Raw genomic sequence first — 16,790 nt, 5'->3', positions numbered from 1 at the left:
TTAAAAAAGGGGAAAGCTGATTAGTACCTCAATCAGTTATAGATAAATAGTATTTAGTGAATAATTTATGAATAGTAATGAACTTTATCAATTATGGGATGAGTTTTTAGAGTCATGGCCTGTACAACGAGTAGAAGCAATGACATTAGAAGAATATACCAAAGCTGGTGATCCTGATTCATTTATGAATTGGGTTGAGTTTAGAACCAAACCACTTGCAACTATTTCGGGTACATCTTCTTTTATATTTGGAATTTATAGTAGAAAAGATCAAACAGCTAAATCAAATACAAAAAATAATATCTATGAAGATCAATATGCTTGGCGAGTTGCTTATGGTCGCACCAAGGAGAGTGCTTTTCAGCATGTAAAGACTCAAATTTTAGCTGTAATTAAAGCGATTCAGAATAATGATCTTCATAAAATAGAAGACATAGATCTAATTAAAACAGTGAAGTGGAAAATCGCGTTTTTATATCAAGATCGAAATAACTTAAAAATTATTCCAACTTTTGCTGAGCAAAGATTACGTTATTTAACTGGTGTAGGCCTTAAAGATAAAGATTTCACCATAGAGAAGGCGTACCAGCAATTAATAAGCGAGAAAGGAGATCAGGACTTATTTGATTTTAATAGTGCTTTGACTCAAAAATATTTGGAAGCAAATCCAAAAGATAAGTTTAATACGCAAATTGCATATGATTATATGCATGAACGTTATCCTGAATTTGAAAAAAATACTGAATATTTATTTGTTATAGAAAATAAATATAACTATGAATTAGCTTTAGAAACAACAAATTTTGATAAATCTAGTCCACGACTATTTCTTAAATGTATACCACCTAAATATATAAAAGGATTACAAGTAAATTCAATTCTTAAAGGAAAAAGTCCTAATAGTAATTTAGAGAGTACAAAAACACTCACAAGAAATGATGAGTTTGTACAAGTGATAGTTACAAACATGCAGCAACTTGAGGCATTTTGTAATTGGTGGGATGAGTTAAATGAAAGTAATCAAGATAGCTCGGAAGCATCAAAGCTGGAAGTAAGTCAAATGGAAGAAATAGCACAACCTTTAAACCGTATTTTATTTGGCGCTGCTGGTACAGGTAAGACATACCATACGATCAATCATGCACTTTCAATTATAAAGAATAGTTCCTTAGAGAAAATTTTAATCGAAGAAAGAAAACTTGGTCGTAAAGTTTTAAAAAAACAGTTTGACGAGTACAGAGAACAAGGAAGAATAGAGTTTGTAACTTTTCATCAAAGTTTCAGTTACGAGGATTTTGTAGAGGGGATTCGTGCAGAAAGTAAAAAAAATGAAAAAAATGAATATATTGTTCACTACCCTATAATATCGGGCATATTTAAAAGAATTTGTGAAAATATAAAAAAAGAGAAAGAAAGGATTGATTTTGGTGATGATTACGTTAGTGATGAGAGTATTCAAAAAGCACTAAATGAGTTAATTGAAAAAGTCAAAAAACAGGAAACTTCATTTTTTACAAAGACTGGCTATGAGTTTATATTAAGATTAAACCAAAATGGAAAACTTGCTGCACGAGCGGTATCGGGTAAAGGCAGTACAACCTCATTATCTCATCCAGCAATTGCTAGATATCTCAAAGATCAATCAGATGAAATAATTGCAAATAAAAGTTATGAATGGGCAATCGCGAAAGAGCTACGCCAAGAAGTAAAAAAAGAAAAATATAAATCTGATTATATTCAAGAACCTTATATTTTAATTATTGATGAAATAAACCGTGGGAATATTTCTCGTATTTTTGGTGAGTTAATTACTTTAATAGAAGAATCAAAACGTACAGGGGCAGAAGAAGAACTATCTGTCACTTTGCCATATTCTAAACAGGAATTCACTGTACCAAGTAATCTTTACATTATCGGTACTATGAACTCTTCTGACCGTTCATTAACCGGTTTAGATGTTGCCCTACGCCGTCGATTCACTTTTATTGAAATGCCACCTAGACCAGATTTACTTAAAGATAAAAATGGACAACCTATTCAGATTAATGCCGTAAATCAAGAAGGCGTGAATATGTCTGTAAACATTTCTGAATTGCTTACAGTTATTAACCAACGTATTGAAGTACTGTTGGATCGAGATCATTGCATTGGGCATGCTAACTTTATGTCGCTAAATAGCCAGTCGACAGTAGAGGAATTGGCTCAAATTTTTAAACAAAAAATTATTCCACAACTTCAAGAATATTTTTTTGATGATTGGTCAAAAATTAATATGGTATTAAATAGGAATGGTATGTTGGAAGCTACTTCTTTAGAAAGATCAAAGATTTTTCCAAACGTTAATACAGAAGAAATAGGTTTCTTTGATGAACAAAAAATATGGAATTTGGTAGAAAGTGAATTTGATAATATTCAAAGCTTTGCAAAGATTATTAAGCATTAATTGAGAAGAGGCATGTCTGATTTTACCGTTAGAGAATATGCTTTCATAAGTATTGCTTATGATGGATGTCCTCAGTCAACACTCGATCACGCTTATATTCCTAAATCTGCATTTGAATATTTGTGCGAACTTTCAGCTTCTTTTTCAAAACATGGGGCAAAAGTATTTGAATTAGCTGGGCATAGAAAGCTTAGACTAGATCAATATGTTGGAGTTATCGAAACCAGATGTGGTACGCGTATTGAAATATTGCCCAAGCATGTTGATATAATTCTTAGTGAGTCTAATCAAACTGCGATTGAAAAAGAACGCGAGCTCTTAAAAAAGATGCTCAAAGTATCTCTACATTTACCATACCGTGATGCTGGGGAAGCTAGCCTAAATCGCTTTAAACAACCTATACATGAGTGGATCATAGAACAGTTTCTTTGTAATTTTGAAAAACTTATTCAATATGGTTTGCGTTTTGATTATCAACGTGTTCAGGAAGAACAAAAGTACTTAAGAGGACAATTACTGCATGTCAAACATATGCGACAATCCCCAGCAAGAAAGCATATTTTTCCGATTGAACACGACATCTATGAAGTTGATCGCCCTGAAAATAGGTTAATTAAAACTGCATTAGATGTCGTTTGTAAAAAAACACGAAGCTCTAAAAATTGGAAACTTGCTCAAGAGCTTCGCTTAATGACTGGAGAAATTCCAAAGAGTCAAAATATAGTTCAAGATTTCAAGCAGTGGCAATCAGGGCGTTTACTCGCACTATATGTAGATATAAGACCATGGACTGAGCTGATTTTAAGTGAATATATGCCTGTATCTACTCATGGTGGTTGGCGTGGGATGAGTTTACTATTTCCTATGGAAAAACTTTTTGAGCATTATGTTGCTTATCATTTACATCATGAGTTAAAAGAGTGGGATGTAAAAACACAAGTATCGAATCAACATATTTGTACTTTTAATGAAAAACCACTTTTTAGATTGAAACCTGATATTTATATTCAGCACAAGTGTTCCCCGTACAAAATTATTTTAGATACCAAATGGAAATTATTAGACCAAAATGATCGAAATCGACGCTTTGGATTGAAAGATAGTGATGTGCAACAAATGTTTGCCTATAGTCATTATTATTTAGACCATGCCAGTGAAGTAATTCTAATTTATCCTTATCATAAAAATAAGTTTGAAGACGAAATTTGCTTTAAATTTAATGTTCAAAATGATCAAGCTATGCTGCGGGTTATTCCATTTAATTTAGATAAGCCATATGACTTTATAAAATCTATTTCTTTATCAAATTTTGAGAGTAAACTTTAAACGATTGATAAGAAAGAGATATATCGGATAGTTTTTGAATAATATGTGAAAACATACTCTGAAAATTGGGGAAATTTCAAAACATGATTACTCCGCTGGGGAGCGGTTTAAGAAAGGGTAATCATCGATTCTTAAATAATTTATAAGATTTGGTTAGATCAAATGAACAACTTTATAACGAGATGTGTAAATAATCTGAGGCAGTGGCATGAAGTTGCGCTGACAATGACTAAAGCGATAGTTGCAATAGGAGTGTTGTGCTTAGTTGCATACCTTTTAACAATTAGCTATATCCCTTCAGAAATTAGCTTTGGCGATACACTTATTTTTTTACTGATTTTTGCAGCTTTTTCTATTGTTTATACCGCATTCTGCATGATGTTATTTTTCTTTGGTATTTCTTTACTGCCAGTGACTTATTTCATCTTAAGTGTGGTTGATAGATATCTGCCATCTCATATCAAAATCGGAGAAAAACTTCCATTTCCAAAGATTAGTATTATTACATTGGGCGTATCTGTTTACCTTCTCTACATTATTCGTGGTTTATTTTTCCTAGATTGGAAAATTAATGCTTATATTGGCATTACTATAAGTCTAATTTCTTTCTCTTATTATGCTTTTTATGTTAATCAGAAGAGAGTCAAAGAATACCGTTTAAAGTTTGAAAATTTAAGAGAAATTATTGATGATCCTAAAGCGAGTAAAAATCTAAAAAATTTTGCAGAAACAAAGTTAAAGCAATTAGAAATATGGATTAAAAATTCTATACAGTCAGCTCTTTTTCTTATTCTAACTCCACTAATCTTTATGTCTTTGATTGAAGACGTGGGCAAAATTTTTTTATATTACACTATGGAAAAAACTGGTGTAAGAATAGAAAAGGCAACCTTATATATTAAAGAACCGTATGCAAATTTAATTGAATTGCCACAAACAACAACTAAGGAGCTGAATCAGTATAAAACCTTTATTTTTAAAGATGTTAAAGTGTTATTTCAAGGCATTGGTAAAAGTACTTTAGTTTCTTACAAAGTGAAAGATATAGAAAAGCAGTTAGTGATTCCAAATGAATATATTACTGTAGAGCGAAGCAAGAAAATTGAAGAGTAATTAATTATAAAGAATAAGAAATAGTTAGAGCTATGAAAGCAAGGATATAAACAATTGCTATTGTTGTTCTAGCCATAGCGTTTGCATCACTACTTTTTTCCGTAAGTGGGGGGAAAAGTGGTAATGCTGCATTTTTTAAAATAAAGAATATTAAGGCGTACCCTGCAATAAGTGAAAATACATATTCAAATCCCAATTTTTCCTTAAAGTAAGCAATTAAAGCCATTATTAACATGAATAGGGCTAAGCTCATTAAAAGATATCTCTTAGAGGGAGAGTCTTTTATAAAGAAATCTTCAATTGACATAGAAATGGCTCGCTTTGAAATATTAAATTTTAGATGAACAATTTTTTTAAAATCAACTGATTAATTTTTTTGAGTATTCTTTCTATGTAAAAAGAATAGACTAAGTTTTTTGATTAACCTAGATACTTCAAGACAAATGGTAGGAATAAATCCTTAGAAAAGGAAGTAACGAAATTCCCCCCAAGGCCCCCGTGCCACAACAGAACTTTAATTTTTTGCGCTGATTTAAAGTCATCCACCATTGCGACACAGAGATAAGGGAGCTAAGCCAAACGCTTAGCCCATGTCGTTTTTATCGCACCGCCGCATCACACTAAAAAAAGTAGGGGCAAAGTCCTGTGGGAGAGCAGGACTTTGCAAACTGACATGTTCTAGGCGTTGCATAAGCTGAGGTGAATACACTTGTTCAAGCCGTTGGTAAATACAGTCGCAACTGGCTTGGGTGTGCCCACCCGACAGGCAAATTTTTTCAAACTCCTGCTGCGTGCGGAGGTCACAACCCGAAACGCCGTAATCGCCGACAACAAGGCCTAAAACCAAAATAGTTTTATAAAATTTCATATTATTCTCGTGATGATTTGGGGATATCTCAATGAGAAAAAATAAACTGCTATATTTTAAGTTTTAAAATCATTTTTTAGGCAATAGTTAACCTGCCTATAAAAGCAATAAAATAAAATGATTAAAATTTTAAAATAAAAATAATTTATAAATTTGAAAATTTAGATAATAGAAAACCTAAATTTTAAATAAATAAAAAGTTTATAAGGGAGAGGGGATAAGTTTATATAGTGGCATGGTCAACTCCTTAGAATTTATGGAGCTCTACCACCGAAAATCACCGTCAATTGATTAGGGTGGTAGAACGAAAAGGGGTTAGCAGACTGGGATCCATGGAACCAGCACGCGCAAGCGCGTCCCCCTCTCGTCCTACCGCAAAGAAAAGGGACGCAAGGGTCTAACGACTTATAGTAGAACTATAACCCGCCGTGGATCTACGGTCTGCTAAAACCGTCTGGCAATGTAGGCCAGCGAGACCATAATAATCATAAGTTTTTAATAGGTCAATTCAATTTAAATAAAATATTATAAAAATTTTAAATATAAATTTATATTTTAATTAAGCTCAAAAGTTAATGTATTTAAAGCCGTAAATTAATAAAAATAATAAAGCTAAACTAAACGTTTAGCTTGTTCTTAAAATATATAACGGTAATTAATAAATACACGGTGCTGGTCCCAATCTTTCCGAGACATGCCATTTATTTTTTCACCTAGGTTTGCATTTTCAAATTTTGACTCATAATGCAAAAATGAATAACGCACATCTAAGTTTTTCACCCACGGCAAGGCATAACTCACCGTAAAGTCAAAGTAACGCTCTTTACCCTCAATATCACTGCTGATGTTACTTTGGTGCGCGCCAAAGCCATAAATATACTTCGCCTCGGTTTTTAAACCTTTCACGTAGTCTTTCCAGTTATATTTCAAGCGAAGGGCAACGGCGGTTTCATCGTTATTGGTAAAATCAGGGCCAATGGTCGCCGAGGTCGGAAACGGGTTGGTGCCGTGGTCTTGCGTTAAAACCGAGTTACGGTCGGAATGCACGGCAAAGTTATCTTCAATCCAAAAGCCATCAAACTTTGAAACGGCAATGCCACCTTCGAGATTATTCTTGGCCATATTTACATCGACAAAGTAACCATTGCCACGGTTGTTAATGTCTTGGCCTTTGACACAGTCCAGCTCGGACTCGGCACTGCATTTAAACAGCTTGCCATCATCACGCGAGAAAAAAGCACCCGTGTTGAATGTCCACACAAGGCTATGCAGAGGCAATTTATATTGAGCAATCGCCCCGTACTTTTTTAAATAATCTTTGCTATTTAAATATTCGGCATTCACGCTCCAGTTTTTGTATTGATACTTGGCACCAAGCAAACCGACATAATCAATTCGCTCGTCATTTTCAGTCACCAGTTTTTCAAATGAGTCCATGCTGCGCGGTTTCCAGCGATCATAGTAGGCGATGTAAGTCTGTAGCTGATCATTCAGCTGAAACTGACCACTCGCCCCCGAAAAAGTGTCGGGTACCGCGCGGTTGTTGGTGCTTTTAAGCAACAGCGAATCGTACAACTGGCGGCCTAACTTAATTTCACCTTTGTCGCCGAGTTTTGCTTTGATGTAGAGCTGCCCTAAAGTTGCAAAGTTTTGATCAAGCTTGCCGTTATTTTCGACTTCTAAAAGCTGAGCACTAGGCTTGCCAGAGTCAAATAACTTGGTGACTGCATAGATTGAACCATCTACCCCAAGCCAGTCCCACAAGTAAGGTGACTGATAATTTAACTCCAGGCCTAAGGCACTTTGCTCATATTCACTCGACGAAGGCGAAGGGTTCGCAAGCGTGGGGTGGGCGGTGCCTTCATCGTTCCAGTAACGGGTGTTGAGTTTTAATTCTAACTTGCCAAATTCTTGAGGAAGCTCTGCATAAGCATTGCTCACGCTGCCTAAACCGATACAGCCCCATAGCAAATATTTATTCATTTTAAATTCCTTTTTTAAGCATGAATAAGCCCTTTGCCTAACGCTGAGGTTAGGCAAGCTTTTTTATGAAATGGATGAATTAAGGAGATAGTTTTTCGAGCACTTGGCCTTTGGTTTCAATGGCAAACAAGAATGTCACCAGACCACCAACGAGTGCCACAACAGCCAGCACACTAAACACATATTGAATGCCATAGCCACCAACCACGAGGCCCACCATCACAGGCCCAATTGCAGAGCCAGCACGAAGCCAAGCAGTACTAAAACCAATGCCCATCGCACGGAGGCGAGTTGGGTAAAGTTCGGCAGCGTAAAGATATAAAGAGAATGAAATAGTCTGCAAAATGGCATAACTCAGCGTTGCTAAAATCACCACTTGCATGGCCGATTTTGCGCCTAAAATCGAAAGGCTCATGAGTGGAATAATCGCCAAGAAAAATGCTGCACTGTACCAAGGGCGGCGACCGACTTTATCAATCATTAACGCACAGATAATAGAAGCAATCACACCTACGCCCGAAGTAATCCAGCCATAACCCAAACTGGTTTGCAGCGACAGACCAAAGTGTTGTTTGTAGAGAGATGGCAGCCAAGTCACCATGGCATTGTTCACCATGTATACGCAAAACCACATGCCCCACAGGGTAAAGGTACGTTTACGGTAAATACCACGGAATAGCTCGCGCCAGTCGGTTTTTGCCATGCCTTGCGGGTTAATTTCTTTAACCACAGGTTCAGCCAAAGTTTTACCGCTTTTGATGGCACCGTCTTCAAAGCTTTTGACGACTTGATCGGCTTCTTTAAAACGACCTTTTGAGGCAAGCCAACGCGGTGACTCAGGTAAGAAAAACCGTAAAGGAATGACCAAGATTGATGGAATTAAGCCCACAATAAACATGACTTCCCAGCCGTAAATTGGCATCAGGAAAAACGCTGCCATACCTGCAAACATAAGACCGAGTGGAAATAAAACTTCATAGAGCAAGAAAAACTTACCGCGCTTTTCTGCACCAATAAACTCATTAATATAGGCACTCGCAACAGGCACTTCGCCACCTGTACCAACGCCTTGTAAGAAACGGAAAATTAACAGCGACATTCCGCTCCACGCAAACAGACAAGAAATATCCATTGCCACAAACAGTAAAATGGTAAAAGACAGCACTTTTAAACGACCGACTTTTTCGGCAAGAGAACCAAAAAAGATCGCACCGACCAGTTGCCCGACATAGCCCGCGGCAATGATCGCACCGACATAGGCAGGCGTGAGGTGCCATTCGGTAATGAGTTGGGGTAAAGCAAAGGCAATCGCAAGAACAGTATAAGCGTCAAAAAAGGTCGCGATACCGATGGTAATTCGCATAAATTGCAATCGTCCGGTGACGGGTAGCCGTTCGAGTCTTGCAATAATTTCCGCATTTTTTTGATGATGACTAATTTGTTCTACATCCGCTAGATTTGTCATCTTATATCTCCTTATCACTACATTCCTCGTAGTTTTGTTGTTCTATTTCGCACTACCTGTTCACCACAGTTTGCATGCTTTTTATTATTGTTTTTAAGAGACATGCCCGATGTTTGGCCTCAGGCAGCGTACAGGAAAAAAAGGCTAGCGTATATGCTAGCCCGAATGGAATTTAAGCAACGGCTTGGGTTAAATCGACCTTGCCAATTCCGGCTTGACGCATTGCATCATGAATTTCTTGCTCAGCACCATCTGCTAGTGGAAGCAGAGGTGAACGCACAGTGGCATGGTCCAAAATTCCGCGAGCAACCAGTGCATGTTTAAGTGCGACTGTTCCTTCCATGTGTGAACCGCGGTGATAAACATTGCGAGTCACTGGTAATAATTGGTCGTGAATCGCACGTGCTTTGGCGTAATCTTTGGCTTTACCTGCTTTAATCATTTCAATTAATAGTTCAGGGGCAATATTGCCGTAGCCAACCAAAGCGCCGTCTACATCAAACATGGTGTGAAGCAAATATTCATCGTGGCACGTCAACACCTGTAAGTCTGGACGTTCACGGCGAATAATCGGAATTTCGACATCCCAGCGGCGCATGTTACGCACACCATTTTTCATGGCAAATACGCCCGGCTGTGCAGAAATATCAAGTAGAGTGTCTAGGTCGTAAGTGGCCTTCGTTGCATCTGGATATTGGAATAAAATAGATGGCAAACCACTTTCTTCATAAATCGCTTTATAGCGGTCTTGTGGTGCGCCTTTTTGATAGCCAAAACGCAACCAGCCATGTGAAGGGTAAATCAAACCTGCTGAAGCACCTGCACTCACTGCACGTTTTGCTTCTTCTGCTGCAACCGAAGTACCTTCGAGCGTAATCCCTGCGATTACCGGAATTTTGTCATCTACCGATTTAACAAAGCTTTCGATGACCTGCATTTGTTCTTTTTGCGACAAGAATGTTCCTTCACCTGCATGCCCAAGAACAACCAAGCCTTTCACACCATCAATACTGCCTAACCATGAACCTAAACGTTGAATTGCATCATGGTCTACTTGTCCGTCACGGGTAAAAGGAGTCACAGGTGCTGGGGTTAATCCACGTAAATCTAAACTCATAATCGTACTTCCTATACAGTGTAATTAAATATTCTCTGGTTCTTAATCTGACTTAAATCGTGTTGTAGAGAACATGATTGGAGTATAGAAATAGGTGAGCTATGTAGGAATTACCAATTCTTGAATTTCAGTTATACTGAAAATGTATGGCTCAAAATGCTGCCTATTTACGATTTAGGAAGAATCGATGAATTATGAATTATGGAAAATATTTTTAGATGCGGTGGAACTCGGTAGCTTAAGTAAAGTCGCGATGCTGCATAACACCAACCAACCGCAAATCAGTCGGCAAATGAACGAGCTTGAGGCCCAATGTGGCGGACGTTTATTTAACCGAACTGGACGCGGCGTAGAACTCACCGATTTAGGCCAGCATTTACTTCCTAAAATTCGTTCATGGCTGAACGTAACCGACCAACTGAATAATGAAATTTTGCACTCGACCGACACCCCAATTGGTACGGTGCGCATAGCTAGCTTACCGTCTACAGCACATCCGTTGTTATCGACTTTGTATAAAGTGCTTCAAGAGAAATATCCCCTAATTAAACTTTCAGTACGTGAAGGGCAAGGCGTGCATTTAGAAAAATGGCTAGAAGATGGCAGCGTCGATTTAGCCATACTCTATCGCTTTAACCCAACGCCTAAACAGGGCGATGTTTACCTTACCCAAGCCGATACCTATTTGGTCGGCTGTGAAGGAGATGTGTTAACTCGTGAAAATGAAGTCGACTTTAAAAAGATAAGCCAGTTACCGCTGGTCACGTTTTGCAGGCCAAGTAACTGGCGCAATTTTTTAGACCACATGGCTTATGAAAATGGGGTAGAGCTGAATATTGTGTTTGAAGCCGATTCGATTAGTTTACAAACCCATTTGGTTTCCGAGTCTCGCATGTATACCATGCTGGGGCCGCAAGCGTTAAAGAAAGCTAGCCAATACACTCCAATTCAAGCTGCAAAAATTATTAACCCCGCGCTCAAGCGTTATATTTCTTTGTCTATTTCTAAACATGGCTATTTAACGCCTGCGTGTAAGGCGGTGATGGAAGAAATCAGGAATCTTGCCGATTTGCTTTAAAAAAACTTGTAACTTCATGACTGGCACTGCTGCATCGTACGCAGCATGGTTTTTACAAAATCACGCGGCACTTCTGGGCTTTGTAGACTTAACCTTCCAAGCTTCTGCATGAGTTTTGGGGAGTATTGGCGTTCTAAACGATGATAAATACACAGACAGGTCGCGCAACTATAAATTTTAAGTAAAAGTCACTGTTTCATCATAGTCGGAGCGGTTTTAGAGGCCAAATTGATTTGACGATAGAAGCATTTATGTTTTTGAAATGAATATTATTAAGTAAAATTTTAATAATATTTTATTTTTAATTAATAATAAAAATATTGCAGAATATTTATTCAATAAAGTGAAATAATTTATTTAAGATAACTTTTTAATACAAAAATATTATTATATTTATATCTTTGATTTTATTAAAATTTACTAAAAATTCGCATGTTTACTTGTTTGATGGTTTTGTATCTGTTTGTTAATATGAGTAAGTTAATTTGTGGTTAAAATAACAATGTTAAATAATATTTTTGATTTCTTAGATAAAATTGGTTTTGCTTCACAAAAACGGGCTCTACATATTTATTTTACTAATCCTGAAATAAATAATCAGGTTTTTTTACAACGTATTGATGGCTTTCATTCTATAAATGAAGGGCTTTCTGCTGAGCTTATTTGCTTATCAATAAACCCTTATATTTCTTTAAAACAATTTATTGGATGCCAAGTTGCCGTAGAACAAGTAACAGATTCAGGCAAATTATTTAGAACGACAGGAATTATCATAGGGGCGAGTCAAGGGCAAAGTGATGGCGCACTTTGTTTATATAAACTGACTATGCAAGATGCGACCAGTTTATGGCACAAACGACGTAATAGTCGGGTGTTTATGAATAAAAGTGCAGTAGAAATTATTGAGATTATTTTTAAAGAGTGGCAAAACAAAAGTTCTTTATTTGCCGCAAGCTTACAACTAGATAGCAGTGGCTTAACTAAGAATTATGATATTCGACCTTTTTCTATGCAGTCGAATGAAAGTGATTATGCGTATTTAACCCGTCTCATGCGGGAAGAGGGTATCAACTGGTTAATTGATGAATCAGAGTCTATGGTCTTGAGTAATAGCCAGACGATTGAGCCTCAAAAACTACGCCTTATTGATCATAATAATGAATATAAAGTCTTAGAGCGTCGAGCTATTCGCTATCATAGAAGCGATGCAACTGAACAAAATGACAGTATTACCAGTTTTATTGCACAAAGACAGCTGCAGCCCACGGCAATCCATCTTCAACGTTGGCAAGCAGATAACTTAAGTCAAGAAGATGCAAGTGGAAGTGTTTTAAGCGCACATCAGCATAGTTCACAACGTGATAATGAAAGTTTAAGTCTTGAACAGGCATGGACAATTGCACCTGCTTGGATTACGGACTTGAACGGAGAAGATCAGGCAACCACTTCAAGCAATAGTCAGATTGAAAAACTAAATAAACAATTAAATCAATATCAAGCTTTGCAGGCAAAGTATTTTATTGCTCGAAGCAGCGTACGAGATGCTCAAGTTGGTTATTGGTTCAAGTTAAATGAACATCCTGAACTTGAAAGAAATCATGAAAGTTCTGATAAAGAGTTTTTGATTTTAAGTAAGCGGTTTTATAACCAGAACAATTTACCAAAAGATATACGTGATCAAGTTGAACAACTATTAAGTTTGAGCCATTGGCAAGTCAGTCATGATCGAGCGCAAGAACGTCAAGCCAATGAACTCATGGTTGTACGCCGCTATATCGATATTGTTCCAGAGTTTGACCCATTAATACATCGTCCCTCGGCCCATGTGCAACGGGCCAAAGTAGTGGGTTTAGATGGAGAAGAAATTCATGTAGATGAATGGGGGCGTATCAAGGTTCGTTTTTTATTCACCCGTACCGATGACCATCAACATGATGGAGGTGCAGGAAGCAATGACAATGATACTGACTCGGCTTGGGTAGATGTATTAACGCCATGGGCAGGGGAAGGATACGGTGCACGCTTTTTGCCACGAGTGGGTGAAATCGTCGTAATTGACTTTTTTGATGGAAATATTGACCGTCCATTTGTTACAGGGCGAGTCCATGAAGGGCAACGGTCACCTACCAAATTTGATATTAAAGGCCAGCTACCGGATACCAAAAAGTTAAGTGGTATTCGTACTAAAGAAGTAAGTGGGTCTGGTTTTAACCAACTTCGGTTTGATGATACGACTGGGCAAATTAGTACTCAGCTCCATAGTAGTCATGGGGCAAGTCAATTAAATTTAGGTAATTTAAGTCATCCTAAAGAGCAGGCTGAAAGTGATGGAAGAGGTCAGGGATTTGAATTAAGGTCTGATTTATCTGGTGCGATTCGTAGTAAAGGACTATATGTTTCAACTTTCATTCAACCGGGTGCTCAAAAAACACAACTCGAAGCAAAGGAAGCGATTGAAAATCTTTCCGAGGGCTTGGAGCGTATGAAAGCTTTATCTGAATATGCAGGTAAGCAGCAAGCTGAGGCAGCAGATATGCTTCAAAATGTTGAGATCTATATCAAAAAAATAGAATCTCAATGGAAAGACCTAAAAGCCATGAAAGATGCACTCATACTTTTAGCTGCTCCTGAAAGTATTGGTTTAACATCAGGAAAAGATATCCATATTCAAGCATCTGAAAGCATTACGCTTGGTAGTGGAAAATCTATTAATACAAGTACAGATGAAAATCTAATTTTAAATGCGAAGAAAAAAGTAAGCTTATTTGCAGGACAAGAAGATTTAAAAATTTATGCTGCTAAAGGTAAGTTTGATATTCAGGCTCAAGATAATGTACTAGATGCATCTGCAAGATTAGATATCAAAATTACTTCATCAGAAGGAAAAGTTGAAATCAATAGTCCTAAAGAAATTGTCTTAAGGGCTAAAGAGAGTGCACTAAGAATTGATGCATCAGGTGTAACAGTAATTACTCCGCAAAAATTTACAGCTAAAGCTGGTCAGCATCTTTTTACAACTGGAGCAAGTGAAGCACCGACCTTACCGATTTTTCCAAATAACGTGTGTTGGGAATGTTTGGCGAGACGAGCAGCACAAAAAGGTGCATTTATAAACAAAGGAGATGGTCAATAAATGGCTGCTAAATTACCGCTTCAGACATTTTTTAAAACATTCCAGCAACACTCTTTAGCAGAAGTTGGATTAAACGTTTTTACACTTGCAGATGCTGCACAAGATAATAGTTTCTTAAAGAAATTTGAGCACCTACGTCAAAAATGCCTTTTGTTAGAAGCGAGTGGTGAGGAAGCAAAAGCGGTGTCTCCTCATTTACTTCAACTCCCTCAAGATTTTTCATCACAAGAATGGCAATGGATACAACAAAATATTGCAGGCACGCCTCGCATGACAATTATAGTAAGCCCTTTGTCCTTCAATTATTTGTTTGACCACCTACGAAAATTTTTAGAAGTAAAATTTGAAGGTGGACTCGAAATGTTTTTGGCATTTTGGGACCCTGTAATCTTAGCTACCTTGGTTGGCCATAAAGAAAATAAAACTTTGTATGTCGAAGGGCCTGTATTTAATGCTCAGCAGATTGAAGACTTACTTACTCCTCTTCAAAGTTGGTGGTATTGGGATAGGTTAGGAAAACTTCAAGTAATTTGGGGAATAAACGAACGGGTTGAACAATTACCTTATGTGCAAGTTCCTTTACATTTTACCGTTGAACAAGAAGAAATGATGGTTGAGGCAACTTTCCCTGATAATCTTATTTATTATTTAAAACTCAATAATGAATTTCTTATTAGTGATATGACAGATAATGAATTATATCAATTTGTTATTAAATCTATTCCTGAGGCTAGAGCGTATAACTTATTTGGTACACGAGATATTTTAAATTTTATTTGTTTAAAATTGATTTATAAAGAAAACTTTTTAACAGATAAAGGGTTAAATCAAAAACTAGAACGCTTAAAAGATAAAAAAATATCTATGGATGAAGTGATGGTCCAACTTGTAGCAAATGCGAGCTAATAAATTTTATGATGAATAAAATGCAACGGTCGAATAGATTATTTTTAATACTTGGTTTGATATTTAGTCTTGTAGGTTGTGTTAGCCTTGGTCCAAATGCGACTTATTATATGGGTACAACATCCTTTAATTATGATCCTTCATATAATAGTTATATGGTTAAGATGAATGGTTCTGAAATTGGAGGTGGATTTGGGAATGCAACCCTTACTAGTTCAATTAAAGTAGGAGAACAAGTCATTACATGGAAAAATGCAAGCACAGGTGAAAAACATACTGCTAAAAATCAAGTGACTATCACAAAAGAACAGTTAAAAGGTAAAAAGTATTTAGCTGTACATCTTTATCCTGATGATACCGTAGAAATAACGATTTCAAATAACTGGCCTATGCCAACTGAAAAAGGTCTTAGCTTATTAGACCAATTCAGACGGTAAAGAGATTAAATACTATGGTTTTAAAGAAAATATTACTATTGCCTATGAGCTTGATGTTAAGTATGGCTGGTTGCGCTAGTTTTGGTCCAAATGCAACTTATTATATGGGAACCACATCTTTTAACTATAATCCTGCTTATACAAGCTATGACGTGACATTAAATGGTTATGAAATTGGAGCTGGTTTTGGTGGGGGGATGAGTTCAGAACCAGTAAAATTGGGACCACAAACAATTACATGGAAAGATGCAAACACAGGGGAAGTACATACTTCAAAAAATATAGTCATTATTACCAAAGAGCAGTTAAAAGGCAAAAAATATTTAGCAGCTCACTTATATCCCGATGATACGGTTGAAATATCAACTTCAAATGATTGGCCTGAACCTATTCAAAAGGGATTAGATTGGCGAACTGAAATCTGGAAGAAGATTCATATAAATTAAAAGACTTATACAATGAATATAAAATTTAAATAGGATAAAAATATTAAATGATGAGGAAATTCATAAATATTATTTTCGTAAGGTGGTATATATTTCACTTTTTAATTAGTGAGTAAATAAACTTATGGCGAATTCAAACATGAGGTGCGACAGTTTCAAAAGCCATATGATAATCAACAAGCTGAGCAAATTTCTCTAATGGTGTAAGCCAATCTAACGCCTTTCTAGGACGAGTATTCAGTGACATGGCAACTTGATTTAAATAATGCTGATCTGCCTGATTTAAATCAATCCCTTTAGGTAAATATTGCCTAATTAAACCATTCATATTTTCGCATGTGCCTTTTTGCCAAGGTGAATGTGGGTCACAGAAATATACATCTATGCCTAAATCTTCTTCGAGTATTTTATGTTCTGACATCTCGCGTCCACGGTCATAGGTCAACGTTTTACGCAGTTCTGCAGGTAAATATTA

Annotated in this window: 13 protein-coding genes and 2 pseudogenes; 8 read left to right on the top strand and 7 right to left on the bottom strand. The window is 36.7% G+C overall.

Features of this window, described 5'->3' with window-relative positions; all coding sequences use genetic code 11:
- Window positions 1-67 precede the first annotated feature (67 nt).
- The 3 genes from J671_RS15610 (at window position 68) to J671_RS15600 (ending at window position 4,882) form a co-directional block, all read left to right on the top strand.
- Window positions 68-2,443, top strand: a complete 2,376-nt coding sequence (locus tag J671_RS15610) for an McrB family protein (protein WP_004888328.1) — start codon at window positions 68-70, stop codon at window positions 2,441-2,443.
- 12 nt (window positions 2,444-2,455) lie between these two features.
- On the top strand, window positions 2,456-3,769 hold the full coding sequence (locus J671_RS15605; RefSeq protein WP_004888326.1) for an McrC family protein: 1,314 nt from the start codon (window positions 2,456-2,458) through the stop codon (window positions 3,767-3,769).
- Between the two features lie 162 nt (window positions 3,770-3,931).
- Window positions 3,932-4,882 (top strand): hypothetical protein, encoded by a 951-nt coding sequence (locus J671_RS15600; protein ID WP_006581380.1) that lies wholly within the window; start codon window positions 3,932-3,934, stop codon window positions 4,880-4,882.
- A 4-nt stretch (window positions 4,883-4,886) separates the two neighbouring features.
- Here J671_RS15600 and J671_RS0104640 read toward each other — a convergent pair whose 3' ends face one another.
- The 5 genes from J671_RS0104640 to J671_RS15580 form a co-directional block, all read right to left on the bottom strand.
- Window positions 4,887-5,189 (bottom strand): hypothetical protein, encoded by a 303-nt coding sequence (locus J671_RS0104640; protein WP_004888323.1) that lies wholly within the window; start codon window positions 5,187-5,189, stop codon window positions 4,887-4,889.
- Between the two features lie 276 nt (window positions 5,190-5,465).
- Window positions 5,466-5,750 carry a hypothetical protein gene (locus J671_RS15595; RefSeq protein WP_004888322.1) on the bottom strand — a complete coding sequence of 95 codons (285 nt, stop codon included), beginning with the start codon at window positions 5,748-5,750 and terminating at the stop codon, window positions 5,466-5,468.
- Between the two features lie 636 nt (window positions 5,751-6,386).
- Window positions 6,387-7,733 (bottom strand): OprD family outer membrane porin, encoded by a 1,347-nt coding sequence (locus tag J671_RS15590; protein ID WP_004888321.1) that lies wholly within the window; start codon window positions 7,731-7,733, stop codon window positions 6,387-6,389.
- A gap of 79 nt (window positions 7,734-7,812) precedes the next feature.
- The gene (locus J671_RS15585) at window positions 7,813-9,198 is read right to left on the bottom strand and encodes an MFS transporter (RefSeq protein ID WP_031982780.1); all 1,386 of its coding nucleotides are present in this window, start codon (window positions 9,196-9,198) and stop codon (window positions 7,813-7,815) included.
- Window positions 9,199-9,370: 172 nt separating this feature from the next.
- A complete protein-coding gene (locus tag J671_RS15580; RefSeq protein ID WP_000050871.1) occupies window positions 9,371-10,315 on the bottom strand; it encodes a dihydrodipicolinate synthase family protein in 945 nt (314 codons plus the stop codon).
- A gap of 187 nt (window positions 10,316-10,502) precedes the next feature.
- Here J671_RS15580 and J671_RS15575 point away from each other — a divergent pair, with 187 nt between their 5' ends.
- A complete protein-coding gene (locus tag J671_RS15575) occupies window positions 10,503-11,393 on the top strand; it encodes a LysR family transcriptional regulator (protein ID WP_004888317.1) in 891 nt (296 codons plus the stop codon).
- 14 nt (window positions 11,394-11,407) lie between these two features.
- Here the strand turns inward: J671_RS15575 and J671_RS26325 are convergent.
- A pseudogene (locus J671_RS26325) lies at window positions 11,408-11,566 on the bottom strand (hypothetical protein); the annotation flags it as partial.
- A 329-nt stretch (window positions 11,567-11,895) separates the two neighbouring features.
- Between J671_RS26325 and J671_RS15570 the strand changes: the two are divergent.
- Genes J671_RS15570 through J671_RS15560 form a run of 4 tightly spaced genes read left to right on the top strand, consistent with a single transcriptional unit; the run spans window position 11,896 to window position 16,315 of the window.
- Window positions 11,896-14,526 (top strand): type VI secretion system Vgr family protein, encoded by a 2,631-nt coding sequence (locus J671_RS15570; RefSeq protein ID WP_004888315.1) that lies wholly within the window; start codon window positions 11,896-11,898, stop codon window positions 14,524-14,526.
- The gene (locus tag J671_RS15565; protein ID WP_004888314.1) at window positions 14,527-15,432 is read left to right on the top strand and encodes a DUF4123 domain-containing protein; all 906 of its coding nucleotides are present in this window, start codon (window positions 14,527-14,529) and stop codon (window positions 15,430-15,432) included.
- Between the two features lie 8 nt (window positions 15,433-15,440).
- Window positions 15,441-15,869, top strand: a complete 429-nt coding sequence (locus J671_RS0104630; RefSeq protein WP_004888313.1) for a hypothetical protein — start codon at window positions 15,441-15,443, stop codon at window positions 15,867-15,869.
- Window positions 15,870-15,883: 14 nt separating this feature from the next.
- On the top strand, window positions 15,884-16,315 hold the full coding sequence (locus J671_RS15560; RefSeq protein WP_004888312.1) for a hypothetical protein: 432 nt from the start codon (window positions 15,884-15,886) through the stop codon (window positions 16,313-16,315).
- Window positions 16,316-16,448: 133 nt separating this feature from the next.
- Here J671_RS15560 and J671_RS25145 read toward each other — a convergent pair.
- A pseudogene (locus tag J671_RS25145) lies at window positions 16,449-16,790 on the bottom strand (IS30 family transposase); the annotation flags it as partial.

The organism is Acinetobacter sp. 1130196 (genome assembly GCF_000588095.1).
Lineage (GTDB): Bacteria > Pseudomonadota > Gammaproteobacteria > Pseudomonadales > Moraxellaceae > Acinetobacter > Acinetobacter nosocomialis.
Note: the sequence above shows the minus strand (reverse complement) of the source record. Positions and strands in the feature narration are given on the sequence as shown.